A 25,991-nucleotide genomic window follows, 5' to 3' on the forward strand; every position below is an offset into this window, starting at 1 on the left:
CTTGTCACGCTCAATGAAGCTTAGAAAAATATCATTAGGGACTGGTTTTAATAATTTAGGCTAACTATGCAATACCTCATCCTATATTTACATAACAACGTATTTTCACTCGACGCAGATAACAAAAAACCCAGCACTAAGGCTGGGTTTTGGTGTTCTAGTGGTTAATGGATTAACCGATGTGCGTTGCGCCCGCCATGTACTTCTGAAGTACTGTAGGGATCGCAATGCGGCCGTCTGCTTCTTGGTTGTTTTCTAGGATAGCAACCATTGTACGACCTACAGCAAGACCAGAACCGTTTAGCGTGTGTACAAGCTCAGGTTTCTTCTCGCCTTTACGACGGAAACGCGCTTGCATACGACGAGCTTGGAAGTCCCACATGTTAGAACATGAAGAGATTTCACGGTAAGTTTCTTGAGCAGGAACCCAAACTTCTAGGTCGTAAGTCTTACGAGCGCCGAAGCCCATGTCACCTGTACATAGAACCACTTTACGGTAAGGAAGCTCTAGAAGTTGTAGAACTTTCTCAGCGTGACCTGTTAGCTCTTCTAGTGCGTTCATTGAATCTTCTGGCTTAGTGATTTGTACTAGCTCAACTTTGTCGAACTGGTGCATACGAATCAGACCACGAGTATCACGACCGTAAGAACCTGCTTCTGAACGGAAACATGGCGTGTGAGCTGTCATCTTAATTGGTAGATCCGCTTCGTCAGAAATCGTGTCACGAACTAGGTTCGTTACAGGTACTTCTGCAGTAGGGATTAGAGACAGTTTACGTGGCTCTTCGTCGTTTACTTTTTCTACTAGCGGCTCAGTGTGGAAAAGATCTTTACCGAACTTAGGAAGCTGACCAGTACCGAATAGGCTGTCAGAGTTTACTAGGTAAGGTACGTACATTTCTGTGTAGCCGTGCTCTTCAGTGTGAAGATCCAGCATAAACTGAGCGATTGCGCGGTGTAGACGAGCAAATTGGCCTTTCATCACGATGAAACGTGCGCCTGTGATCTTAACAGCACTTGCGAAGTCTAGACCGTCACCCATTTCGCCTAGGTCAACGTGATCTTTCAGTTCGAAGTCGTAAGATTTTGGCTCACCCCAACGAGAGATTTCAACGTTGTCGTTTTCATCTTTGCCATCTGGCACTTCGTCTGCTGGGATGTTTGGTACAGAAAGCGTGAATTCGTCTAGTTGAGCCATTACTTGCTCAAGTTCAACTTTCTTCGCATCAAGATCGCTACCTAGAGTACCGATTTGTTTCTTGATCTCTTCTGCGCCTTCTTTGTCGCCAGCCGCCATTTTTTGGCCGATTTGCTTGGAGATGGAGTTACGCGTGGATTGTAAATTTTCTACTTCTACTTGAATGGACTTACGTTGTTCTTCAAGTTTACGAATAGTATCTACGTCTAGCTTAAAGCCACGACGCGCCAGTTTAGCAGCTGTTTCATCCAGCTCTGTACGAAGTAATTTAGAATCCAGCATTGTTAATCCTATGCTTTTTGTTGTGAAATCACGCGCACTTTCCAAGCGTACGCGTTAAAAAAATTTACTGAACAAATGTATCCAAAAACGCCTACTTTTCATAGCGCTTTTGTGGGCTATTTGCGTCTAAAGTAGCCAAGTAATCTAACTTTTCGCCGATTTTGGTCTCTAGACCACGATTTGTCGGCTGATAGTACCTACGATCGCCCATTTCAGGTGGCAAATATTGCTCACCCGCAGCGTAAGCGCCAGGCTCATCGTGAGCATAACGATACTCTGCACCGTAACCCATGTCTTTCATCAAACTGGTTGGTGCATTTCGAAGGTGATGCGGCACTTCATATTCAGGTAAGTTATGAGCGTCTGTGAGCGCTTGTTTCCACGCCACGTAAACAGCATTACTTTTCGGCGCACACGCTAAGTACACGATCGCCTGTGCAATCGCACGTTCACCTTCTGCTGGACCAACTCGGGTAAAGCAATCCCAAGCAGACAGTGCCACTTGCATTGCGCGAGGGTCAGCATTACCTACATCTTCAGAAGCGATCGCCAATAAGCGTCGAGCAATATACAAAGGGTCACAACCAGCAGCAATCATACGCGCAGACCAATACAGCGCAGCATCCGGGTTTGAGCCACGAATTGATTTGTGAACCGCAGAGATTAAGTCGTACCAGATGTCACCTTTGTTATCGAAACGAGAGACCTTCTCCCCTGCTACTTCCGCAAGCAACTTAAGCGTGATCTCTTTTTCACCCTGCGCATTGTCTTCTGCCATGTCGTAGAGCAGCTCAAGGTAATTGAGAGACATACGAGCATCACCGTTTACCAGTTCTGCTAGGCGGTCTAATACGTTATCAGCGAAGTGTGCAGGTGTATTACCCAGCCCACGTTCTTTATCGCTAATGGCTTGGTTCAACGCCAACGAGATTTCATCTTTGTCGAGAGACGTTAGCTTATAAACACGTGCACGTGACAGCAATGCGTTGTTTAGCTCAAACGATGGGTTTTCTGTCGTCGCTCCAATAAAGGTAACTGTGCCATCTTCAATATGCGGCAAAAACGCGTCTTGTTGAGATTTGTTGAAGCGATGCACCTCATCCACAAACAAGATGGTGCGGCGACCCGCCATTTTGTTCTCACGTGCTTTCTCGATTGCTGCACGGATTTCTTTCACACCAGACGTCACGGCAGACACGCGCTCAACTTCAGCATTGGCATAGTTTGCAGCCACTTCTGCTAATGTCGTTTTGCCTGTGCCTGGTGGTCCCCAAAGGATCATCGAGTGAATGTGACCCGCCTCTAGCGCACGGCGCAGTGGCTTACCGGGACCTAAAATGTGCTGCTGTCCGATGTATTGTTCGATCGTTTCCGGTCTCATACGAGCAGCAAGGGGACGAAAATCTTCGTCCCCCGAGAAATCTAATGTGTAATTGCTCACTACCAATTAATTCCTTTGGTCATCCACTTCCACACCTTTTGGAATTGTGAATGTGAATCTGTCTGCTTTTGGTTTACCCAGCTTCACGTTATTAAAGGTGAACAAACCTTTTTGACCGTCTTGCTCAACCACATTGAAGCCTTTCACCACACCTTTAGCATCAATATTAATCTGGAATTGACCTTGTGTGGAGTCTACTGCAGTAGGAATGAGGATGAACTCATCACCTTTTTGGGAAATCTTGTAGTTATCCCAATCACTTGCGCGATTACGCGTTAGCAAAACAAATGGCGTTTGCTCTGTTGCTTGCTCTTGCCAGTAGATACTCACTTGCTCGATGAATGGGCTGTAGTACCACAATGTTTTACCGTCAGAAACCAGTAGGTTTTCATCTGGGAATGTCGTGCTCCAACGGAACAGGCTTGGACGAGCGATCTCAACCGTGCCTTCTCCTTCCATCACCGTTTCGCCTTCTGGGCTGATAACTTGCTGAGAGAAATCCGCACTGAAGCCATCATTCATAGAAAGGCGTTTGTTTAGTTCATCTTTGGGAGACGCGGCGTGTGCAATAGAGAAGAGAGAAAAGCTTAAAACAAGCGCAGAGAAAAGTTTCGCTGAAAATAGTTTTTTCATTCAGATACCTATTGTTAGAACCACTCACCTCAGTTGGACTGAGGTGAGTAACACAAGTTCATTAATCTTTTGGTGGCGCAGGAGCCAGTACTTCGCGGTTACCATTGTGTCCCGGAGTACTTACGATGCCTTGCGCTTCAAGCTGCTCGACAATACGAGCCGCTCGGTTGTAACCAATCTTGAATCGACGTTGTACACCAGAAACAGAACCACGACGCGATTGCACTACGTGCTCTACGACTTGATCGAACAGTGGATCCACTTCTTCATCCGATTCCATCTGTTCACCCGGAAGCAGACTTTCTGGGCCTTGGTCACCACTGATGATCTCATCGATGTAGTTTGGCTTACCACGTGCTTTCCAGTTGTTCACAACCGCGTGAACATCATCATCCGATGCAAACGCACCGTGAACACGGGTCGTATGGCTTGAACCTGGTGGTAAGTAAAGCATATCACCCATGCCCAATAGCGATTCTGCACCGCCTTGGTCAAGGATAGTACGTGAGTCAGTCTTAGTTGATACGGTGAACGCCACACGTGTTGGGATGTTCGCTTTAATCAGACCGGTAATAACGTCAACCGATGGACGCTGTGTCGCAAGGATCAAGTGAATACCTGCCGCACGCGCTTTTTGCGCCAAGCGAGCAATCAGTTCTTCAACCTTCTTACCTACCACCATCATCAGGTCAGCGAATTCATCGACAACCACAACGATGTAAGGCAGTTTCTCTAGCAACGGCGGCTCAGTGTCCATGCTGTCGCCTTCTTGCCAGAATGGGTCGTGAATTGGGTGACCGGCATCTGCTGCCATCTTCAACTTCTCGTTAAAGCCTTTCACGTTACGTACGCCCAATGCAGACATCAGTTTGTAACGACGTTCCATCTCGCCCACACACCAACGTAGTGCGTTAGATGCGTCTTTCATGTCTGTTACTACTTCAGAAAGTAGATGAGGAATACCTTCGTAGATTGAAAGCTCCAACATTTTCGGGTCAATCATGATGAAACGCAGATCTTCTGGTGATGCTTTGTAAAGCATACTCAAGATCATCACGTTAACACCCACAGACTTACCAGAACCGGTTGTACCTGCTACCAGTACGTGAGGCATTTTCGCGATATCGGCAATCACCGCTTCACCCGCGATATCTTGACCAAGAACAACGGTCGTTGGTGACGTTGCTTGTTCAAACTGAGGGCTACTGATTACATCAGACAAGAATACTGTTTGGCGGCTCATGTTAGGCAGTTCTAGACCCACATAAGGTTTGCCCGGAATCACTTCTACAACACGTACAGCCATTGCAGAAAGTGCACGTGCCAAGTCCATAGACAGACCAGAAATGCGGCTTACTTTCACGCCCGGCGCCAAATCAAGCTCAAATCGAGTGATAACAGGGCCTGGATAAATACCGACAACGTCTGCTTTGATCTTGTAATCTGCAAGTTTGGTTTCAACTAAACGTGCCACCTCTTCCAGTGCATCACGGTCGATAAAGTTATCGCGCTTCTCTGGGTGGTAAAGCAATTCTAGTGTTGGCAATGGCTCTTCTGGCACTGGCAAGTTTTGCTCTTGTTGTACCAAGAATGGGTTCTGCTGAGCAGCCACTTTCGCTTGAGCGTTCGATACCAAGTTTTGGAATGCAGCCACATCTTGATCGCCGTCTTGAACCTCTTCTACCTCGACTTCTTGAGGTGCAGGTTCATAGGTAGCGGAAGGAGCAGGCGTTACCGGTTGAGGTTGAACTGCAACAGGCTGATGAACAGGTTGCTCTTGAACAGGCGGTTGTTGAGCTAGCTCTTGTGGCTGAATCGCTTGTTGCTGCGGCTCAGCATAAGCCGGTTGAGCTTGTTGAACTGGCTGCTGCGCCGGGTAATCGTCTTCGTCATCCAATACATCGAAGTTCGAAATCGTTGGTTCGATGTGTTGGCTTGACTCTGTTTGTTCAGCAATGTTATCCAACGCAGAAGCGCTAATCACAGGTTCTTCGTGTGAAGGTTGTTCTGTGGTTGGCTGTTCGATTGGCGCGTGAACCGGCGCTGGTTCTTGTGCAACTTGGGCTTGTTGGGCCTGCTCTGCTTCAAACTGAGCATACTCATCGTAGCTTGGTGCGTTATCGAACGGTTCAGAGACAGTTGGTTCAGGTGTCACAAACGGTTCTTGTGGCGCTTGTTGATGCTCGGCTTGCTGTGGAGCAAATTCCTGAGAAACAGACTGTGGAACTTCAGGCTGAGTTTGAACAGGTGCAACTTGCGCTTCTTGAACCTGTGGTTCTTCATCTGCCCAATCGTCAGCTTGTTGTGCAGCCGCTTCTAGCTCTTCAATCGTTACGTTCAATTGTTTAGTACGTTCAACGAATGGATCCACATTATCTGTGCTCACCGCACGCACTGGCTCAACAGTTTGAGTTTGCTCTTGAACCTGAGATTGCATTTGAGGCTGCACAGGCGCGGTATTTACAACTGCAGGTTGCGGAGCTGGCTGAACGTTAGGCTGCGCTGTTTGCTGCTGTCTAGGTTTATCTACAGTCGATTGCTCTACCGCCGATTGTGGCATGTAGATTGGGTATTCGTGTGTTGGTGTTTCTTGTTTCGGCTCTTCGACATCATAAGCAGTAAGATGAGGCATAGGCTCGTCTTCCATGTCATCTGAACCACGTTTGCTCATTACGCGGTCTTCAGCAAACTCGTCCAACTGCGGTTCTAGAGTTTCATGCTCGGTACCACGTGCTTTATTTGTTAACGCTGCAACAACGCCAAGTGCACGATCACCCAACCACTCAACAATGTTAAGCCAAGAAATACCAGTAAATAGTGTGAAGCCAGCACCCCATAGGAAAAGAAGTACAAGCGTTGTGCCCAGTACATTTAATGTAGGCAGAGACAAGCTCGTCAGTACGTCACCAACGACGCCACCAGACGAGAAATACCAAATGTCGTCAAAGTTGATATCAGCAAGACCACAACTGGTAAGAATAAGGATAACTAAACCAAGTAGACGAGTGCCCCACAACATAAGGTCAATAGGGTCGTCTTCAGAACGCTTGCGACAAATTACCCATGCACCTGCGGTTAACAGGAAGGGTAATGGATACGCGAGGGAACCAAAGGTAAAGAATAACGTGTCGGCTAACCAAGCGCCGAACAGGCCACCAGCGTTATCGATCTCACCGCCCCAAGCAGTTTGGGACCAAGACGGATCGGCTGGACTAAAGGTAAATAATGCAACGGCTAGCAATATCGAGCTAAGAACGCCAACGATAAAGCAGCACTCTTTTAAGCGTTGGAAGCCATTTAATCGTGAAGACTGAGGCTCTTCACTGGTTTTGATGATGGTTTCGACTTTCTTTGCGTTCTCTTTGAACATAAATCAACTTGAATATGGAAATGAATTAGGAATAAGCAAAACATTCCGAGCGGCACAAAGCCGCTCGGTAAATTGATTTAACCATATCAAAGAGAAAAACCCAATTACTCTATCGAGAAAGCGGAAGCATTTACCGCTTTCTTTGCAAGAATTTAACGAGTTTTAATCACAAGCTGGTTAGTTTGCTTCACTTCTTCCATAACTACGTAGGTGCGAGTGTCGTTCACGCCTGGAAGACGTAGTAACGTATCACCTAGTAGTCGACGGTAAGCACCCATGTCTGATACACGAGTCTTTAGAAGATAGTCGAAATCACCTGATACTAGATGACACTCTTGGATGTCGTCTAGTTTTTGAACAGCCGCATTGAACTGTTCGAATACATCAGGCGCACCACGGTTAAGCGTAATTTCTACGAATACCAACAGTGATGCATCTAGGAACTGCGGGTTTAATAACGCAGTGTACCCAGTGATATAACCTTGACGCTCTAAGCGACGCACACGCTCCAAACACGGCGTTGGAGAAAGTCCTACACGTTTTGAAAGTTCAACGTTCGAAATACGACCGTCTTTCTGCAGTTCATTAAGAATGTTGCGGTCGATACGGTCTAGTTCCTTGGACGGCTTCTTATAGTTGTCTGCCATTTTTTATTCCACCTTATTACTTCCTTGCAAAAAAATATACTACAACTTTTTAATATTTGGTGCCAAATATTACAAATCAACATCTATACTAGATATTAATTCGACAATAACACCCTACAAACAGTTAATACAACCATTTTAGAAAGAGGACACAGGATGATCATTGGCGTACCTAAGGAAATCAAAAACCACGAATACCGTGTGGGTATGATCCCAGCTAGCGTGAGAGAACTTATCTCACATGGTCACCAAGTTTTGGTTGAGACCAATGCAGGTGCCGGCATTGGTTTTTCAGACGATGATTACATCGCTGTAGGCGCATCCATTCTTCCTACTGCTACAGACGTTTTTGCGAAAGCAGATATGATTGTAAAAGTAAAAGAACCCCAAGCTGTCGAGAGAGCAATGCTCCGCGAAGGGCAGATTTTATTTACTTATTTACACCTAGCACCAGATTTTCCACAAACTGAAGAGCTAATCAAGAGCAAAGCTGTCTGTATAGCGTATGAGACTGTAACAGATAATATGGGTCGTTTGCCACTGTTAGCACCAATGTCAGAAGTGGCAGGTCGGATGTCTATTCAAGCAGGTGCGCAAACGTTGGAAAAATCACACGGCGGTCGTGGTCTACTACTAGGTGGCGTACCTGGTGTTGAGCCAGCGAAAGTTGTTGTAGTCGGCGGTGGTGTCGTTGGCGCGAACGCAGCTCGTATGGCTGTAGGTCTTCGTGCGGATGTAACAATCCTTGACCGTAACGTAGATACACTGCGTAAACTAGACGAAGAATTCCAAGGTCGCGCTAAAGTGGTTTATTCTACTGAAGACGCTATCGAGAAGCATGTTCTAGAAGCAGACCTAGTGATCGGTGCGGTTCTAATCCCTGGTGCTGCAGCACCTAAATTGGTAACAAAAGAGCACATCGCTAAGATGAAGCCAGGCGCGGCGGTGGTTGACGTTGCTATCGACCAAGGTGGTTGTTTCGAGACTTCTCACGCGACAACGCACGCAGAACCAACATACATCGTTGACGAAGTGGTTCACTACTGTGTTGCAAACATGCCTGGTGCAGTTGCTCGTACTTCAACATTTGCACTGAACAACGCAACGCTTCCATACATCGTGAAGCTTGCAAACAAAGGCTACCGTGAAGCACTTCTAGAAGACAATGGCTTCCTTGAAGGTCTAAACGTTATCCACGGCAAAGTGACTTGCAAAGAAGTTGCTGAGAGCTTTGACCTAGAATACGTTGAACCAGCGCAAGCAATCGCAATGTTCAACTAATGACAAAATAACGCATAAATTGTCACGTTTTGTTTACAAAAGCCCACTCTAAAGTGGGCTTTTTTGTATAGAGCATTTAATTATAAAACAGATCTAAATCTTATAAGCACAAATTAAAATGTTTCGAGGTGTGACTGATTTAGCGCAAAACTCTGCCAATCTAACACGATAACCACGTTCTTCAAGATAAAGTGCTTTGTCTAAAGCAAGCCAAATCTCCAACGGTCGTTGAAATACCAACTGAACCAGACTCAAACGCTCCATTTGCCAAAAGCGTTGTTCGCTTAACTTTTCAAAACGATCGAAGTCGATTTCTTGCGGAAGATCGATGCCCTTCTGTTCCGCTGCCCAGCGACATAACGATTCAAAACCATCACTTAATTGCGACTTACGGATACTCGGCACAGGTACATACTCGTCCATTCCCAAAACTTGTCGCGTAATCAAATCAAACCCAAGACGAAACACCATTTCCTGCTGACGATGGCGTCGCACACGTTCACCACCAGTGACGGTTTGCTGTAACGGAATACGCAGTTCTTGCTTAGACAATGAGAGAGAAGAAGCCCTGCCCTGCACCGACATCGGCTGATATTGCTCAGACTGAATCAAGTGGTAACAACAAGGCGAGATTGTCATCGCAGCAATACCGTTTTCACTGCCGTACTGCATCAAGCGAACATGAAGATCACCGCAGGCATGGAGCGCAACTGCGTGTTGCGTTGGCTTAAATACGGCTTTCGCTTTGCTATCGAACGCGTCGCCTTGAATAAACGTCATCTTCCAATGATGCTCATTGGCTGCTTGTTGCCCCGAATCGCACAACGCTTGTTGGTATTCAAAACTGGTGACAGGCTGCTCTGTCTGTGTGGTCAGAATTCTTCCCAAATAACCTTTGCCTGAGCACCACTCTAACCATTCGTCACCATGATGAAGCTGAATAGCCGCTTCACCCATCGAACTAATCTGCTCCAACTTACGACCGGGAATGCCGTTATCTAAACCACGAGCGAGTTCCAAGCCTTTTAAAGCTAGCGGTTCTAAGCGAGTGAGTTCTGAAAGTTGTTCAAGTTCAGGCAAGAATGGACTAAGTGCTTTTAAGGCAAGTTCCGGTTCCGCTTTGTATTCTTCAATCTGAGAGGGAGAAAGAGACGCTAACCACTGGCACAACTGAGGATGTTGCTCTTGCCAAGGTAATGATGCGTGAATGCTGCTTTTAAAAGGCTCGAATCGCCACAAAGATTGGTTTTCAATTAAGCAGTCATTAATAAATTGAAATTGCGTTTTCATAGCTCCCCCTACAACGAGCGCATTGTAGAGGGAATCGAAACATCAATGAAGTGTTATCTGACCGGAAGCTCGATGTCTTTAAACATCTCTTCAATTTCGGTGTTTGATTTAAGCGAGATCGCTTGCTCTACAACCGGACGAGTTAAATGCGGTGCAAAACGCTCCATAAAGTCGAACATGTAAGAGCGGAGGAAAGTACCACGACGGAAGCCAATGCTCGTTGTGCTCGCGCCAAACAAATGGCTTGCATCAATCGCAACCAAATCGCTGTCTTGCTCTTCATCAACTGCCATGCTCGCAATCACACCAACACCAATACCCATACGAACGTAAGTTTTAATCACGTCGGCATCCGTTGCAGTAAACACAACGCGCGGTGTTAAACCTTCACGGTTAAATGCGGTGTCCAACTCAGAACGGCCTGTAAAGCCGAATACATAAGTTACTAGCGGGTAAGCGGCTAAATCGTGGATAGTTACACGGTCTTTCTTCGCTAATGGGTGATCTTTTGGTACCACGATAGAGCGATTCCAGTGGTAACAAGGCAGCATGATGGCATCTTGGTATAAATGAAGTGCTTCTGTCGCAATCGCGAAGTTTGCCGTACCTTTGGCAATCGCTTCAGACATTTGAGAAGGCGTACCTTGGTGCATGTGCAGCGATACTTTCGGGTAACGTGCCGTAAAGCCTTTGATCACGTCAGGAAGTGCGTAACGTGCTTGGGTATGAGTGGTAGAAATGTTCAGTGTGCCCATTTCAGGGTGAGTATGCTCCCCTGCCACGGCCTTGATGCTTTCAACACGCGCTAGAATCTCTTGAGAAATTCGCACGATCTCTTCACCGGCGGGTGTCACCTGCGTTAAGTGCTTACCACTTCGTTCGAAGATCTGAATACCCAGTTCATCTTCCAATAGACGGACTTGTTTACTGATGCCCGGCTGAGAAGTGTATAGGCTTTCTGCTGTCGCAGACACATTCAGATTATGGTTCACAACCTCAACAATGTACTTCAGTTGTTGCAGTTTCATCGTAATCCCTTACTCATTGATTGAGATAATAACGTCATACTTATCTAGTCTACTCGCCCGAGTAGATATAATGATTAGTTATAACGTGTTAGCAACTAAATGAACAGTAATTTCTAACTTATAGCTCAAGCTCATAGCGAATTACTCACCTTCTCTAAATATGCATGGAGTTGAATCTTCAAAATTCACTTTTTAAACAGCTCACCGCATTCTTTACTTAAATCCACAGGAAAATGTGTTTGGAGCAAAATAATCAAATAAATAGGGTGCCGAGAAAGATAAGATTCATGTATTCTTGAACGCTGGACACAGAAAAATAACAAGTAGTAGAAGCAAAAATATGAATATGCCTTTAATAATTGCTTTGGTTGCCATCCTACTGGTATTGATCCTTGGCTATAACATCATGTTGCAGTACAAGGTAAAAGTAGAGACCGCGAAAAGACAGGAATCTGCTCGCTATGTGGCACTGATTGACGGTACTGAAGAGCTCATCGGGCACGCTCATCATATTCCTTTCAGCAAGGACTTACTGCTGTGTCTTAATAACCGTATTCTTGATGCACTTGAAAGCATGCGCGACCTTGATCCAAAGAACAAGCAGCTCGTGCAGCGCATCGAAAACATGAAGCAGCAAATTGCTCAATTGAATGAGAGCAGCGCAAACGGTGAAAGCACCACATTCAAGATGCCAAGCAGCGATAAACAAGCCATTGTAATGTTAAAGCTCGTGAAACGTCTTCGTGATGCGGTTCGTAACGAGCACAACAAAGGCCGTTTAGATACGCAAACTTACGTAACTGAAAACGCGCGTCTTGAAACGATGCAAATTCGCATCAACATCGAGAACGTGATTAAGCGTGCGAATGACTCTATTGCTCGCGGTCAACCGGGAACCGCTCTGCAACTGCTTCGTAAAGGCATTGATGCGTTAAGCACCAAAAACGATGCTTACTCTATTCAAGCAAAACAAAAGCTCGAAGAAATGCTTGGTGACTTGGATAAGAAACGCCAAGACAAGAATGAAGCAGAAATGCAGCAAATTGCCGACAAAGAACGCGACAGTGACATGGATGCGCTCTTCGGCGAGAAGAAAAAGTGGTAAACTCCGCTTAAGCTTTCCGCCCTATCCGATTAAAGGCTGCGTTTGCAGCCTTTTTTGTGTCTTCTTGATTTGAATAGACATTAGCCGGATAAACCAAAATTGAATGTAAAGTACTAAAAATTAAAATGATTAATCTCGACGCCTATCAGGATCTTCTTGCTCCAATTAACCAATTCTTGCAATGCAACACCCCAGATGAATGGGTTGAGGAAGCAAAGAAGCCTGAAAACCTTCCAACCATTTTGTTAGACCACCTACTGTGCGAACTCAAAGCGGGTCAGTCGGCAATGTTCCTGATCCGTAAATACGCAGTAGACCAAGCAAGCTCACATGCCCTACTCGATTGGTTCAAACCATACGAGGACTTTGCCTACCGTAAGACCGGCTCACTAGAGACGCTTAAAGGCAAAAGCAACATTTCAAAAGCCATCATTGCTAAATCAGATTCGCCGTACAGCCAAGATCTGATCGACAAGATGGTTCTGCTGATCAAAGAAGAGTTGCACCACTTCTACCAAGTGCTAGAAATCATGGAAAGCCGTGGCGTGGAATACAAAAACATTCCAGCAAGCCGCTATGCAAAAACGCTGATTTCGAACATGAAAACACATGAGCCAGAAACCTTGATTGATAAGCTCATCATCGGTGCCTACATAGAAGCTCGCTCATGTGAACGTTTTGCGAAACTGGCTCCGCACATGGACGAAGACATCGCGAAGTTCTATGTTTCTCTGCTTCGCTCAGAGGCTCGTCATTACCAAGACTATCTAGTCCTTGCAGAACAAATCGCGGGTAAAGACATTAGCGAGCGCGTTGCAGAGTTTGGACGTATCGAAGCTGAACTGATTTCAACGCCAGACGAAGACTTCAAATTCCACAGTGGTATTCCTGTTTAAGTCGAATTGCCTTAAGCAAGAAGCAAGAAGCAAGACAGCCTAATCACTCGGTTTTCTCTTGGTGCTTAAAGTCGAAAATAAAAAATCCCACAGTAGCGATACTGTGGGATTTTTCATAGAGAGTCGTTAATTGTGGTTAGCTTTTCGCGTTAGCTAACTTTGGGCTTTTAGGCCCTCGTGCTGCGTTCACCAATAGAACACCGACCGAGAGAACAATCGCACCACACAAGATAAACAGTAGTCGACCTGATGGTTCGTTTGGAATCAGAGCCATCGCTAGGATACCGAAGCCCGCTACGCTGATAAGCTTACCAAGCATGCCGCGCTGTTTTGTATCTAGGTTCTGCTGCTCTTCGCTGTCAGCCACAAGTGGCGTGTTCCAGTTCTCGAACAATTGAGCCACTTCTTTCTCACGTTCAGGTGATAGACCTTTGTAGAAACGTGTTGTCAGTAGGAAGAAACCACCAGTAAAGATAACGTGTGCCGCTAAGCTCAAGCCTACTTTCAGGTCAGCCCACTCACGGCCTGTAAACGCTTGTTCTAGACCAAATAGGCGCTCTACGTCTTCTGCTTGTAGTGAGATACCGAAGATGTAAGAAACAAAGCCACCAACAACCAGTGTTGCCCAACCAGCCCAGTCCGGCGTCTTACGAATCCACATACCAAGTAGTACAGGAATCAGCATTGGGAAGCCAATCAATGCACCCACGTTCAGTACGATATCGAACAGGCTCAAGTGACGTAGCGAGTTAATGAATAGACCGATACCAATGATGATGAAGCCCATCACGATAGTCGTTGCTTTACTCACGATAACCAGCTCTTTTTGTGACGCTTGTGGACGTACAATCGGGCTGTAGAAGTTCATCACGAAGATACCCGCGTTACGGTTTAGACCAGAGTCCATTGAAGACATGGTCGCCGCAAACATTGCTGACATCAGTAGACCTACCATACCCGCTGGCATTACGTTTTGTACGAATGCTAGGTAAGCTGCATCACCACCTACTGAGCCGTATTGCTCTGCGAAATCAGGCATAAATGCCGCTACGTACCAAGGTGGTAGGAACCAAATGATAGGACCAACAATCATCAGCACACATGCAAGGCCTGCTGCTTTACGTGCGTTTTCACTGTCTTTTGCACATAGGTAACGATAAGCGTTGATGCTGTTGTTCATTACACCGAACTGTTTAACAAAGATGAACACTACCCAAAGGATAAAGATACTGACGTAGTTCAGGTTGTTACCCAGCATGAAGTCGCCGTGGAAGTTCGACACAATGTTGCCAATACCGCCACCGTGGAAGTATGCCGCCACCGCACAAGTGATCGTCACTGCCATGATAACCAACATCTGCATAAAGTCAGATGCAACAACCGCCCAAGAGCCGCCCGTTACCGCCATTAGCATTAGCACTAAACCAGTAACGATGATGGTCGCTTCCATAGGAATGTTGAAGACCGCTGCCACGAAAATCGCAAGACCATTCAACCAAATACCGGCTGAGATCAAGCTGTCTGGCATACCAGCCCAAGTGAAGAACTGCTCTGAAGTTTTACCAAAACGTTGACGAATTGCTTCAATCGCCGTCACTACACGTAACTGACGGAACTTTGGAGCAAAGTAGAGGTAGTTCATAAAGTAGCCAAATGCGTTGGCTAAGAATAGGATTACAACAACGAAACCGTCGTTGAACGCGCGTCCTGCGGCACCTGTAAACGTCCATGCTGAAAATTGCGTCATGAAGGCGGTAGCACCTACCATCCACCATAACATCTTACCGCCCCCTCGGAAGTAGTCACTGGTTGAGGTAGTGAACTTACGGAACATCCAACCAATTGCAACTAAGAAGAAGAAGTAGGCAAGAACAACAAGAGTATCAATAGTCATTTTTTCAGCCTTTCAAGTTTGATCATTTTCTAACGCCTAGACTACTCTGTTCATTGTTTTATTTGTACTACAATAAGCTTTAATTGTGATCTGGAACATAAGTTATTTCATTGAAAAATTGGCGAGAAATCCTTTGTTTTATTGGGCTATTGGCATTCTAAGTCAGATTATCCGCCACTCAACAATAAATTATATTGTAATACAAATAATCTATTACAAATTCATTAAAGTATGGAATATTTTTCTTCTTCACGCTTTGTCTGAAGATCAAAAATGCGTGGTATTTCTTTGAGCGAAACGTAATGAGATGTTTCGAAGGCATAGGATAGAAAGTGGGATTTAGATGAATGTAACAAGCAAGATCTCCGACTCGCTCCTTCGTCGCTCTCGAGAATGACGCAGGGAAAGTTCAGCGCTTTCCGTTCTCACCTCTCAAACCTCGTTTCTCGATTCTAATCTCTCACTTCTTTTTCTCGCATCTCGATCCTCACATCTCGCCTCTTTCAAACAAAAAAAGCGAACCCTGAGGCTCGCTTTTCATTCTATTCGCTAGTTGTATCGGGGTGTTACGACACTTATGCTACGTGAGCCACTGCGTCGCGAACCAGTGTACCTAGTTCATCCCACTTACCTTCATCGATAAGCTTTGTTGGCACCATCCAAGTACCGCCACATGCCAGTACTGAAGGGATAGACAAGTATTCGTCTACGTTACCTAGGCTCACGCCACCTGTTGGCATGAATTTCACTGGGTAAACCGCCGTAAGCGCTTTAAGCATACCCACACCGCCAGATGGCTCAGCAGGGAAGAACTTAAGTGTACGCAGACCCATTTCCATCGCTTGCTCAACTAGGCTTGGGTTGTTTACGCCAGGTACGATAGCCACGCCTTTGTCTAGGCAGTATTGAACCGTGCGAGGGTTAAAACCTGGGCTTACGATAAAGTCCACACCAGCTTCGATCGCTTGGTCAACTTGCTCGTTAGTTAGGATCGTACCTGCACCGATCAGCATTTCTGGGAACTCAGCGCGCATAGCACGAATCGCTTCTGCAGCACACTCTGTGCGGAACGTGATTTCTGCGCAAGGCATACCGTTTTCAACCAAAGTGCGGCCTAGTGGAATCGCATCTTCTGCTTTGTTGATGGCAATAACAGGAATTACTTTTAGGTTTGCTAATTGTTCGTTTAATGTCGTCATAAGAGTGTACTCGTCGTCGTTAACTTGAGTTCAATAAATCACTACGGAGCGCCGATTACTCAACGCTCCGCAAAAGAATTACAAAGGAAGATCTGGCATCACTTCACGTGGAATGATGGCACCTTTATGTTGAATTACCGCGCCAGCCATACAGTGACCAGAGTAAGCCGATTCAGCTGCATTACCGCCAGTCAAACGCTTCGCCAAGAAGCCCGCACTGAAAGAATCACCAGCCGCTGTTGTATCAATCACGTTGTCGACTTTGTTTGGCGCCACGTATTGTGCTTCGCCGTTCGCCACAACCAAGCAATCTTTGCTACCACGTTTGATGATGATTTCATCCACGCCCAGTGCAGAGGTTCTCTCGATGCACTGTTCTAGATGCTCGTCACCGTAAAGCATTTGCTCATCTTCAAATGTGAGCAGTGCAATATCCGTGTGCTTAAGGATCTTAAGGTACCAAGACATGGCATTCTCGCGACTTTCCCACAATTTAGGACGGTAGTTGTTATCGAAAATAACCTTACCACCTTGTGCCTTGAAGCGCTCAAGGAAGCCAAACAGTTGCGTCTTACCTTCTTCAGTAAGGATCGCTAATGTAATACCGCTCAAGTAAACCGCATCGTACGAGTAAAGTTTGTCGACTAATAGCGGAGACTCGTTTTGCTCGAATAAGAACTTAGCGGCCGCTTCGTTACGCCAGTAGTGGAAGTAACGTTCGCCAGTTTCATCGGTTTCGATGTAGTAGATACCTGGTTGCTTTTCTTTAACGGAAAGAACCAGACTAGTATCGATGCCCTCTTCTTGCCATGCTGATAGCATTTCTTGGCTAAAAGGATCGTTACCCAGAGCCGTTACATAGCTGGTTTTAATATCGTGAGCTTTGGTCAAACGAGATAAATACAGTGCGGTATTCAACGTATCACCACCGAATGACTGCTTTAGCTGACCTTCCTTTTTCTGTAGCTCAACCATACATTCGCCAATGACCGCGATGTTTAATGATTTCATGTTGTCACCTTAGCAACTGAGGTTGCGCTATAGATTATTTTAAGAAGTCTTCACGAGCTGGATTGAAGATGTCTAGAAGAATGCTGTCTTGCTCTAGTGCAACCGCACCGTGCATCATGTGCTTACGAGCAAAGTATGCGTCGCCTTCTTTTAGTACTTTCTTCTCGCCTTCGATTTCTGCTTCAAAGCTGCCACGTACCACGTAACCGATTTGATCGTGGATTTCGTGAGTATGCGGAGCACCAATCGCGCCTTTGTCGAAACATAGGTGAACCGCCATTAGGTCATCTGTGTAAGCAACAATTTTACGTTTGATACCGCCGCCTAGCTCTTCCCACGGGTTCTCATCTAATACAAAGAAAGAATTCATCGTCATACTCCTAAAAAGTCTCTATTAAAGCGAACCCTACTGCACTTCATTCTTAACCATGCTTTATTAAAAGGTTCTCTTAAAAAAGCGTCGTATTGATAAAAGTGAAACGCGAAGTGAAAGGGTCTGCTGTCGAATTGGTAACGAGCATATCCGATCTATTTTAATTGTCATACAATATATCTAAAAATATGTGATATTCATCAAACGGTGCTCGCTAAAGCATTCCACTTAACGATTGATAACGCCGAAACATCAGCCACAACAAGGATTATCACAACAATATAAATCAATGGCTTAGCTAAATTCGCGTGATTTCACTCTCCCTTTTTGCCACAAAAACTACACCCAAACTTAATATTGTATTACTTTATAGAAAGTTTAAGAAAACAACACACTTCATCTGAGGGTGGTAAAGAAATGACTACACAACCGATTTTGTTGACTGAAGCAGAAGTCGAACTACTAAGAAAGGAAGTCGGAAAGCCGAGCTTAATGGGCAAATCCATTGAAGCGAATCGCAAGGAACTTGAAGCCTTCATGCGTCTGCCTCTAGACGTACCAGGTCACGGCGAAGCGGGTGGCTACGAGCACAACCGCCACAAACAAAACTATACCTACATGAACTTAGCGGGTCGTTTGTTCTTGATCACTCAAGAAGAAAAGTACGCGCAGTTCGTTAAAGATCTTCTCGCTATTTACGCAGAGAAGTACCTCACTTTTGATTTCCACGTACAGAAAAACACTAACCCAACAGGTCGTCTTTTCCACCAGATCCTTAATGAACACTGTTGGTTAATGTTTACTAGCCTTGCTTACTCTTGCGTGGCATCAGTGATGACAGAAGAAGAGCGCACAGCCGTTGTTGAGCGCATTTTCGAACCAATGCTAGACATGTTCACCGTGAAATACGCGCACGATTTCGACCGTATTCACAACCACGGTATCTGGGCAGTTGCGGCTGTTGGTATTTGTGGCCTAGCCATTGGCAAACCTGAATATCTAGAGATGTCGGTATACGGTCAAGACCGTGATGATACCGGTGGCTTCCTAGCGCAAATCTCGCAACTGTTCGCCCCTTCTGGTTACTACATGGAAGGTCCGTACTACCATCGTTATGCGATTCGTCCAACTTGTGTATTTGCAGAAGTAGTACACCGTCACATGCCTGAAGTAGACATCTACAACTACAAAGACAAAGTGATTGGCAACACAGTACAAGCGATGCTGGCAACGGCTTACCCGAATGGTGAGTTCCCTGCCCTAAACGACGCATCTCGTACCATGAGCATTACCGACATGGGTGTTCAAGTTGCAGTGAGCGTTTACAGCAAACACTACGGTATGGATGACAACATCCTAGGCATGGCGAAGATTCAAAACGCCGTTTGGATGCACCCATGTGGTCTAGAGCTTTCTCAAGCTTACGATAAAGCGATTGCTGACCGTGAAATCGGTATGCCTTTCTGGCCAAGTGTGGAACTAAACGAAGGTCCAACTGGTAACAACGGTGCACAAGGCTTTATCCGTATGCAGGATAAAACCGGTGATGTGTCACAGCTTGTGATGAACTACGGTCAACACGGCATGGGACATGGTAACTTCGATACGCTTGGCATTACCTTCTTCAACCGTGGTCAAGAAGTGCTGCGTGAATACGGCTTCTGTCGCTGGGTAAACGTAGAGCCTAAATTCGGCGGTCGTTACCTAGACGAAAACAAATCGTACGCACGTCAAACTATCGCGCACAACGCGGTAACGATTGATGAGCAATGTCAGAACGGTTTCGATGTAGACCGCGCTGATTCAGTGCACGGTTTGCCTCACTTCTTCAAAGTAGAAGGCACTGAAATCAACGGTATGAGTGCGTTTGCGAACGACCATTACCCGAACACAGACATGCAGCGCAGTGTGTTCATGCTTAACCTAGATGAGCTTGAAGCACCGCTATTGCTAGACCTTTATCGCATCGAAGGTGAAGGCGAGCATCAGTACGACTACTCTCATCAATACGATGGTCAAATCGTACGCACTAACTTTGATTACCAAAGCTTTGGTGAACTGAACACGCTTGGCGATGACTTCGGTTACCAACACCTTTGGAAAGTAGCAAGCGGCACAGTGCAAGATACGGCGCTGGTTAGCTGGCTACAAAACAACACCTACTACACTTGGTTAGGCACCAGCAGCAGCGCGAAACAGAACGGCGATAATGAAGTGATCTTCACTCGCACTGGCGCCAATGACCCAAGCTTTAACCTACGTAGCGAACCGGCATTCATTCTACGCAGCAAGGGCGAATCGACACTATTTGCTTCTGTGCTAGAAACACACGGCTACTTCAACGAAGAGTTTGAGCAGTCGGTGAATGCACGTGGTCAGGTGAAAGATATCCGCGTCGTGGGTTACAACGCCGTTGGCAGCATCGTAGAAATCACGACTGAAAAATCACTGGTTACTGTGATGATCAGCAATGTTCTAGGCGCTGACGACCAAACCCCACACCAAGTAGAAATGAACGGTAAAACCTACAGCTGGAATGGCTTCTACTCTCTAGAAGTGAATGCATTCGGGCAGGAGAAATAATAATGAGCTACCAAACCCAGTCTTACCAACCGCTATTAATGAACTTTGAAGAAGCGGCAGAACTAAGCAAAGCACTTGGCACGGATAGCCTATTAGGAAATGCATTAGCACGTGACATCAAACAAACTGACGCTTACATGGCTGAGGTAGGTATTGAAGTTCCAGGTCACGGCGAAGGCGGCGGTTACGAGCACAACCGCCACAAGCAAAACTACATCCACATTGATCTAGCGGGTCGCCTATTCCTTATCACGGGCGAACAGAAGTACCGCGATTACATCGTGGACATGCTAACGGCTTACGCGAAGGTTTACCCGACGCTAGAAAGCAACACCAGCCGTGACTCTAACCCTCCGGGTAAGATCTTCCACCAAACTCTGAATGAGAACATGTGGATGCTATACGCGTCTTGTGCGTACAGCTGCATTTACCACACATTGGAAGAAGAGCAAAAAACACTGATTGAAAACGATCTGTTCAAACAAATGATTGAGCTGTTCGTAGTCACTTACGGTCACGACTTCGACATCGTACACAACCACGGTCTGTGGGCAGTAGCAGCTGTAGGTATCTGTGGTTACGCAATTAACGATCAAGATGCAGTCGACAAAGCGCTTTACGGCTTGAAACTGGACAAAGTTAGCGGCGGCTTCCTAGCTCAGTTAGACCAACTGTTCTCGCCAGACGGCTACTACATGGAAGGTCCTTACTACCACCGTTTCTCGCTGCGTCCAATCTACCTATTCGCAGAAGCGATTGAACGTCGTCAGCCTGAGCTTGGTATTTACGAGTTCAACGACTCGGTAATCAAGACTACGTCTTACGCAGTATTTAAGACGGCATTCCCAGATGGTACTTTGCCAGCATTGAACGATTCATCGAAGACGATTTCGATTAACGATGAAGGCGTAATCATGGCAACGTCAGTATGTTTCCACCGTTATGAGCAGTCTGAAACGCTACTTGGCATGGCAGACCACCAGCAAGATGTTTGGGTTCATATCTCAGGGAAAACATTGTCTGACGCGGTTGCAGCAACAGACAACATCAAACCATTCAACTGGGGTAGCCTATTCGTTACTGACGGCCCTGAAGGCGAAAAAGGCGGCGTAAGCATTCTTCGTCACCGTGACGAACAAGATGACGACACAATGGCGCTTATCTGGTTTGGTCAGCACGGCAGCGATCACCAGTACCACTCAGCGCTAGACCACGGTCACTACGATGGTCTGCACCTAAGCGTGTTTAACCGCGGTCATGAAGTGCTGCACGATTACGGCTTTGGTCGCTGGGTAAACGTTGAGCCTAAATTTGGCGGTCGTTACATCCCAGAGAACAAGTCTTACTGTAAACAGACTGTCGCACACAACACAGTAACCGTTGACCAAAAGACGCAAAACAACTTCGACACAGCGCTAGCAGAAACCAAGTTCGGTTCTAAGCACTTCTTCAAAGCTGATAACGAAAAACTGCAAGGCATGAGCGGTCGTATTTCTGGTTACTACAACGGTGTAGACATGCAGCGCAGCATCATTCTTGCTGATTTGCCAGAATTCGAAAAACCGCTTGTGATTGATGTTTACCGCATCGAAGCAGATCAAGAGCACCAATACGACCTGCCAGTGCACTACTCTGGTCAAATCATTCGTACAGATTTTGAATACGATGTAGAAAGCACGCTGCGTCCAATGGGCGAAGACAACGGTTACCAGCATCTATGGAATGTGGGTTCAGGCCAAGTTCAAGGCAGCTCGCTTGTAAGCTGGTTGCACGACAACAGCTACTACTCGCTAATCACAAGCGCAACAAACGGCGGCAAAGTGTTCTTCACTCGCGCTGGCGCAAATGATCCAGACTTCAACTTGAAGAGCGAACCAGCACTGATCCTACGTCAATCTGGTCAAAACCACGTGTTTGCTTCTGTGTTAGAAACGCACGGTTACTTCAACGAGTCTATCGAAGCATCAGTTGGCGCTCGTGGCCTAGTAGAATCAGTAACCGTCGTTGGCAACAACGAAGTGGGTACCGTGATTCGTCTGCAAACTACCACAGGCAACACTTACCACTTCGCTATCTGCAACCTAGACGAAGACAAACAGAACGCTGCACATCGCGTTGAGTTCGACGGTGTGACTTACACTTGGGAAGGCGCATTCGCACAAATTTAATCTTTAGCTAGTCACTAAAAATTAATGTAAAAATCGGGAACTAATTCAAAGCCGGACGTCATGTTCGGCTTTTTTTCGTCTTAATAAAACCGATCTTCGCTCACAATTATTCATATTGTATAGCTTGTAACCCTCTATTCCTGAAAGACTTTTCTTTGCTTTGACGCCTACAAAGTGCCATCGCGCTTCCAGATCAACACAGCATGCTAAAGAATTACATTGCAAATAGTTGCGTAAGATCGCTAGTTAACCGCAACCAAAATACAGAAGTTCGCTTTTCATCTTCATCTTTGTTCTATGGAGAAAGAACCAACGCTTATTTGTGTTATTAAAATACATGAAGCACAACTTACTTCTACAGGATTAGAAGATAAGCCATCGTTGAAAACCGTGGAGAACAACATGAAAAGCAAGTTAGTCAATATTGTCGGCAGTGCCGTTTTACTGAGCTCTTTTGCCGCACACAGTGCCGAAGTCAATCTCGTTAACCCAAGTTTTGAACAAGATTTTTCTGGATGGACAGAGATAGATCCAACCGCTGTCTCCGGTGTTGCCTATGACGGTGCAAAGTCAGCAAAATTCTCTGGCAGTGGCGCACGTCTAGAGCAGTCAGTTCCGGTCACAAGCAATACCGAATACACACTGAGCGCGTACGTGCTGGCAGATGCGAACATCGGTGTGAATGTTGGCAGCGACACTTTTAGCAAAACCGCTTCAAACTCAGATTGGGCGCAAACCACCATTACCTTCAACTCAGGAGATGCAACGGAAATCACTGTCTTTGGTGAATACAGTGGCGCTGAGGGTCGTGTCGATCTCTTCAAACTCACATCTTCTGAAATCATTGACCCGCCGACCACTTCATTGCCTGTCTTCGATCTCGACCCTGCCCTGCCACCATCAGGCAACTTCGACTTATTAGATTGGAAACTCGACCTGCCAGTTGATGATAACGGTAACGCGTCTGGCGATGCTCAAGAAGTGAAAGAAGGCGAACTCTCTAGCGGCTTTGAGAACAGCGAGTTCTTCTACACTGGTGATGACGGCGGTTTGGTGTTCATCTCACCCGTCGAAGGCGCAACCACATCTGCAAATACCAAATACACACGTTCAGAAATGCGTGAAATGCTCCGTCGTGGCGACACCAGTATCTCAACCACAGGCATCACCAAAAACAACTGGGTATTTGCGAGCGCACCAAGCGATGATCAAAACAATTCTGGCGGTGTGGATGGTGTTCTAGAAGCAACATTGGCCGTTAACGCTGTTACGACAACGGGTGATTCTAGCCAAGTGGGCCGCGTAATCGTTGGTCAGATCCACGCAAATAACGATGAACCAATCCGCCTCTACTACCGTTTATTGCCTGGCCACACCAAAGGTTCGCTTTACTTTGCGCATGAACCTAACGAAGACGCGTCATCAGATCCAGAGCAGTTCATTAATCTTATTGGTAGTTCAGCATCCAACGCTTCAGAACCTGAAGATGGTATCGCACTGAACGAGTTATTCTTCTACCGCATCGAAGTGCAAGGCAACCAACTTATCGTCACCATTAAGCGTGATGACCACGAAGACGTCACTGAAACGGTAGATATGACCACCAGCGGCTACGATGTTGGCGGCCAATACATGTACTTTAAAGCAGGCGTGTACAACCAAAACAACTCAGGTGACCCAACTGACTATGTTCAAGCTACGTTCTACTACCTGACCAACTCGCACGACGGGTATGAATTCCCGTAGAGAGTTCGACCAATAGTTGATTAAAGCAAATACGAAAAAGCCGGACATCACGTCCGGCTTTCTTTGTTCAGTTTGGTGTTAGCATTCATTTTCATGAAGAGATTCCCGATAACACGCTCTCGTCTCGTCATCCTCAGAGCAAGTTAGGGAGCTCTATGCACCTAATCTATGAACGCGCGCTCAACTCCACACGCTCCAAATTCGCATCAATACTCTGGTCGCCTTTCAGCCTTTCCCAAAGTTGGCCTAACAAATCCAAGCTACGCTCACTTGGGTAGCGTTGCGTTGATTCCAACAACTGCCAATCGCCATCTTTGCCCTTCTCCGCAAAGATAAATTCGAAGGAAAGGTTGTTCGACATTCCCAAACGCAAGTCAGACACAATCAGTGCGTCATCTTCCACTCGATAGTTCAGATAGTCATGTGAAAAAGCCTTGAGCCCTTTCAAAGTCTCCGGCTTGTCTGCCAAAGGCCAACTGCCTAGCGGGTGTGAGACAAAATCAATACGCTCATCGCTATCGAGTACCGATGCCAAGCCCTCGTAATATTGACCATCATCCATCACCACCACTCGCCACAGGAAGGTATTAAACGGTGTTGGCGTGATCAACACTTGTTGATTCGGTAAGTTCTGCGCCGCTAAGTTATGCTCCACGCGAGATGCGATCATTTGCTGCGATGCGTAACCCCAACCGAGATAAAGCGTAGAGATTAGCACTAAACTCTGACACCAACGTCCGCCGCGAGTTTTGGAAAACAGAGCCACACCAATGGCAAGCAATAAAGGCAGAGTGTAAAGCGGATCGATAATGAACACGTTCCGCAGCTCAAAATAGCCCTCAAATGGCCAAATCAACTGCGTGCCATACGTTGTCATTGCATCCAACAAAGTATGGGTAACGAACACGCTCAGGGTTAAAAAGAACACACGAGAAAGCGTCCAAAACGTATCTGGTCGCCAGCGGCAATAAAGCCAAGAAATCAGCAAAGCAAAAGGAGGTAACACCAAGAGAGAATGCGTAAAGCCGCGATGCTTGATTGTATTTTGTACTGCGTCACCATAATCCAGAATCACATCCAGATCTGGCAAAGTGCCGAGCGCAGCACCCATCAGTAATACCTTCGCATTACAGCGCTTACCGGCAATCGCACCGGCGACAGTCGCGCCTAATGCAGCTTGTGTGATTGAATCCATATCCTGCTATCTATACCCATTCATGACAAAGATTGATTGAATCGAAAACTAAAACGCATTTCCATAAGTGTCAAACCACTCACTAACTTTGACTCTCTTATTTACTTACTTTTACACATTGAGTGTCGATCAAATGTCTTGGATAGTTTGAGGACAAGCTACTTAAAAACAGCAGTCTCTGGGCGGGATATTTTCTTGATCAATGCTTCACGTCTAAGATCTAAAATCTCATCAATCAATTTCTCTTTTGCATTGATGCCAAAGTGCTGATCGTAGTTTTTCACTTTTTCGATTTCGTGTGGGTGTAAACGATACACTTCTTCTTTCAAGCGGGCTTCAGCTTCGCTTTTAATAAAGCCTTGGTTTTGGAGCAACTTAATGATCACTTCATCGGCTGCGTTTACTACTCTTGCCATGGTTCTCCAATCTACTGGTTACGTTGTTAGCCACATGGTTTACTTGTTTCATCTGGCTTGGGCTTCTCATCTGGCATAGCCATTTAAGTCGCACAACTTATAACCCAAACATGACAGCTTTATTGCAGCCCAAGGTCATTTATTAGCAAAACATGAAATGCACCACATCGGTTCAACTGTCTGTTTTTCCTCACCATCATGGTTAGCGAATATCTACTTATTGTCTCGAGGGTTC

General features: G+C 46.1%; 19 protein-coding genes. 6 read left to right on the top strand and 13 right to left on the bottom strand.

Going from position 1 to position 25,991, the window contains the following annotated elements:
* Positions 1–172 precede the first annotated feature (172 nt).
* The 5 genes from serS to lrp form a co-directional block, all read right to left on the bottom strand.
* Entirely contained in the window at positions 173–1,480 is a 1,308-nt protein-coding gene (gene serS / locus A9237_RS02370) for a serine--tRNA ligase (RefSeq protein ID WP_005437179.1), read from the bottom strand.
* Between the two features lie 91 nt (positions 1,481–1,571).
* Positions 1,572–2,927, bottom strand: a complete 1,356-nt coding sequence (locus A9237_RS02375) for a replication-associated recombination protein A (protein ID WP_020196990.1) — start codon at positions 2,925–2,927, stop codon at positions 1,572–1,574.
* Positions 2,928–3,554, bottom strand: coding sequence for an outer membrane lipoprotein periplasmic chaperone LolA (gene lolA, locus A9237_RS02380; protein WP_078607530.1), 627 nt, complete (start codon positions 3,552–3,554; stop codon positions 2,928–2,930).
* A 61-nt stretch (positions 3,555–3,615) separates the two neighbouring features.
* Entirely contained in the window at positions 3,616–6,924 is a 3,309-nt protein-coding gene (locus A9237_RS02385; protein WP_078607532.1) for a DNA translocase FtsK 4TM domain-containing protein, read from the bottom strand.
* 152 nt (positions 6,925–7,076) lie between these two features.
* Positions 7,077–7,571: a leucine-responsive transcriptional regulator Lrp gene (gene lrp / locus A9237_RS02390; RefSeq protein ID WP_005437169.1), complete on the bottom strand. Its 495-nt coding sequence runs from the start codon at positions 7,569–7,571 to the stop codon at positions 7,077–7,079.
* 156 nt (positions 7,572–7,727) lie between these two features.
* Here lrp and ald point away from each other — a divergent pair, with 156 nt between their 5' ends.
* The gene (gene ald, locus A9237_RS02395) at positions 7,728–8,852 is read left to right on the top strand and encodes an alanine dehydrogenase (RefSeq protein ID WP_005437167.1); all 1,125 of its coding nucleotides are present in this window, start codon (positions 7,728–7,730) and stop codon (positions 8,850–8,852) included.
* A gap of 93 nt (positions 8,853–8,945) precedes the next feature.
* Here the strand turns inward: ald and A9237_RS02400 are convergent, their stop codons facing one another.
* Together A9237_RS02400 and cysB are read right to left on the bottom strand one after the other, a co-directional pair.
* Entirely contained in the window at positions 8,946–10,142 is a 1,197-nt protein-coding gene (locus A9237_RS02400; protein WP_078607534.1) for a methyltransferase, read from the bottom strand.
* Positions 10,143–10,195: 53 nt separating this feature from the next.
* The gene (cysB, locus tag A9237_RS02405) at positions 10,196–11,170 is read right to left on the bottom strand and encodes an HTH-type transcriptional regulator CysB (RefSeq protein ID WP_009705734.1); all 975 of its coding nucleotides are present in this window, start codon (positions 11,168–11,170) and stop codon (positions 10,196–10,198) included.
* Between the two features lie 340 nt (positions 11,171–11,510).
* Between cysB and A9237_RS02410 the strand changes: the two genes are divergently transcribed.
* Together A9237_RS02410 and miaE are read left to right on the top strand one after the other, a co-directional pair.
* Positions 11,511–12,275 (top strand): hypothetical protein, encoded by a 765-nt coding sequence (locus A9237_RS02410; RefSeq protein WP_009705733.1) that lies wholly within the window; start codon positions 11,511–11,513, stop codon positions 12,273–12,275.
* Positions 12,276–12,400: 125 nt separating this feature from the next.
* Positions 12,401–13,171, top strand: coding sequence for a tRNA isopentenyl-2-thiomethyl-A-37 hydroxylase MiaE (miaE, locus tag A9237_RS02415; RefSeq protein WP_078607536.1), 771 nt, complete (start codon positions 12,401–12,403; stop codon positions 13,169–13,171).
* 136 nt (positions 13,172–13,307) lie between these two features.
* On the opposite strand, the gene A9237_RS02420 is transcribed toward miaE, so the two are convergent.
* The 4 genes from A9237_RS02420 to A9237_RS02435 form a co-directional block, all read right to left on the bottom strand.
* Positions 13,308–15,065: a sodium:solute symporter family transporter gene (locus A9237_RS02420; RefSeq protein ID WP_045478728.1), complete on the bottom strand. Its 1,758-nt coding sequence runs from the start codon at positions 15,063–15,065 to the stop codon at positions 13,308–13,310.
* A 575-nt stretch (positions 15,066–15,640) separates the two neighbouring features.
* Entirely contained in the window at positions 15,641–16,264 is a 624-nt protein-coding gene (locus tag A9237_RS02425; protein WP_005388506.1) for a bifunctional 4-hydroxy-2-oxoglutarate aldolase/2-dehydro-3-deoxy-phosphogluconate aldolase, read from the bottom strand.
* Between the two features lie 78 nt (positions 16,265–16,342).
* A complete protein-coding gene (gene kdgK / locus A9237_RS02430) occupies positions 16,343–17,275 on the bottom strand; it encodes a 2-dehydro-3-deoxygluconokinase (protein WP_005437155.1) in 933 nt (310 codons plus the stop codon).
* Between the two features lie 34 nt (positions 17,276–17,309).
* Complete coding sequence (locus A9237_RS02435; RefSeq protein WP_005450851.1) at positions 17,310–17,645, bottom strand: cupin domain-containing protein; 336 nt, start codon at positions 17,643–17,645, stop codon at positions 17,310–17,312.
* A gap of 420 nt (positions 17,646–18,065) precedes the next feature.
* Between A9237_RS02435 and A9237_RS02440 the strand changes: the two genes are divergently transcribed.
* The 3 genes from A9237_RS02440 (at position 18,066) to A9237_RS02450 (ending at position 24,145) form a co-directional block, all read left to right on the top strand.
* Positions 18,066–20,231, top strand: coding sequence for a heparinase II/III domain-containing protein (locus A9237_RS02440; protein ID WP_078607538.1), 2,166 nt, complete (start codon positions 18,066–18,068; stop codon positions 20,229–20,231).
* A 2-nt stretch (positions 20,232–20,233) separates the two neighbouring features.
* Positions 20,234–22,399: a heparinase II/III domain-containing protein gene (locus tag A9237_RS02445; RefSeq protein WP_078607540.1), complete on the top strand. Its 2,166-nt coding sequence runs from the start codon at positions 20,234–20,236 to the stop codon at positions 22,397–22,399.
* Positions 22,400–22,801: 402 nt separating this feature from the next.
* Entirely contained in the window at positions 22,802–24,145 is a 1,344-nt protein-coding gene (locus tag A9237_RS02450; protein ID WP_078608696.1) for a polysaccharide lyase family 7 protein, read from the top strand.
* A 166-nt stretch (positions 24,146–24,311) separates the two neighbouring features.
* On the opposite strand, the gene A9237_RS02455 is transcribed toward A9237_RS02450, so the two are convergent.
* Positions 24,312–25,340, bottom strand: a complete 1,029-nt coding sequence (locus tag A9237_RS02455; RefSeq protein WP_078607542.1) for a metal-dependent hydrolase — start codon at positions 25,338–25,340, stop codon at positions 24,312–24,314.
* A gap of 158 nt (positions 25,341–25,498) precedes the next feature.
* Positions 25,499–25,756 carry a hypothetical protein gene (locus A9237_RS02460; protein WP_078607554.1) on the bottom strand — a complete coding sequence of 86 codons (258 nt, stop codon included), beginning with the start codon at positions 25,754–25,756 and terminating at the stop codon, positions 25,499–25,501.
* Positions 25,757–25,991 lie beyond the last annotated feature (235 nt).

The organism is Vibrio owensii (genome assembly GCF_002021755.1).
GTDB lineage: Bacteria > Pseudomonadota > Gammaproteobacteria > Enterobacterales > Vibrionaceae > Vibrio > Vibrio owensii.

Coding starts and splice junctions, on each gene's coding strand:
- serS (WP_005437179.1), bottom strand. CDS start 1,480: ATGCTGGATTCTAAATTACTTCGTACAGAGCTGGATGAAACAGCTGCT.
- lolA (WP_078607530.1), bottom strand. CDS start 3,554: ATGAAAAAACTATTTTCAGCGAAACTTTTCTCTGCGCTTGTTTTAAGC.
- A9237_RS02385 (WP_078607532.1), bottom strand. CDS start 6,924: ATGTTCAAAGAGAACGCAAAGAAAGTCGAAACCATCATCAAAACCAGT.
- lrp (WP_005437169.1), bottom strand. CDS start 7,571: ATGGCAGACAACTATAAGAAGCCGTCCAAGGAACTAGACCGTATCGAC.
- ald (WP_005437167.1), top strand. CDS start 7,728: ATGATCATTGGCGTACCTAAGGAAATCAAAAACCACGAATACCGTGTG.
- A9237_RS02400 (WP_078607534.1), bottom strand. CDS start 10,142: ATGAAAACGCAATTTCAATTTATTAATGACTGCTTAATTGAAAACCAA.
- cysB (WP_009705734.1), bottom strand. CDS start 11,170: ATGAAACTGCAACAACTGAAGTACATTGTTGAGGTTGTGAACCATAAT.
- A9237_RS02410 (WP_009705733.1), top strand. CDS start 11,511: ATGAATATGCCTTTAATAATTGCTTTGGTTGCCATCCTACTGGTATTG.
- miaE (WP_078607536.1), top strand. CDS start 12,401: ATGATTAATCTCGACGCCTATCAGGATCTTCTTGCTCCAATTAACCAA.
- A9237_RS02420 (WP_045478728.1), bottom strand. CDS start 15,065: ATGACTATTGATACTCTTGTTGTTCTTGCCTACTTCTTCTTCTTAGTT.
- A9237_RS02425 (WP_005388506.1), bottom strand. CDS start 16,264: ATGACGACATTAAACGAACAATTAGCAAACCTAAAAGTAATTCCTGTT.
- kdgK (WP_005437155.1), bottom strand. CDS start 17,275: ATGAAATCATTAAACATCGCGGTCATTGGCGAATGTATGGTTGAGCTA.
- A9237_RS02435 (WP_005450851.1), bottom strand. CDS start 17,645: ATGAATTCTTTCTTTGTATTAGATGAGAACCCGTGGGAAGAGCTAGGC.
- A9237_RS02440 (WP_078607538.1), top strand. CDS start 18,066: ATGACTACACAACCGATTTTGTTGACTGAAGCAGAAGTCGAACTACTA.
- A9237_RS02445 (WP_078607540.1), top strand. CDS start 20,234: ATGAGCTACCAAACCCAGTCTTACCAACCGCTATTAATGAACTTTGAA.
- A9237_RS02450 (WP_078608696.1), top strand. CDS start 22,802: ATGAAAAGCAAGTTAGTCAATATTGTCGGCAGTGCCGTTTTACTGAGC.
- A9237_RS02455 (WP_078607542.1), bottom strand. CDS start 25,340: ATGGATTCAATCACACAAGCTGCATTAGGCGCGACTGTCGCCGGTGCG.
- A9237_RS02460 (WP_078607554.1), bottom strand. CDS start 25,756: ATGGCAAGAGTAGTAAACGCAGCCGATGAAGTGATCATTAAGTTGCTC.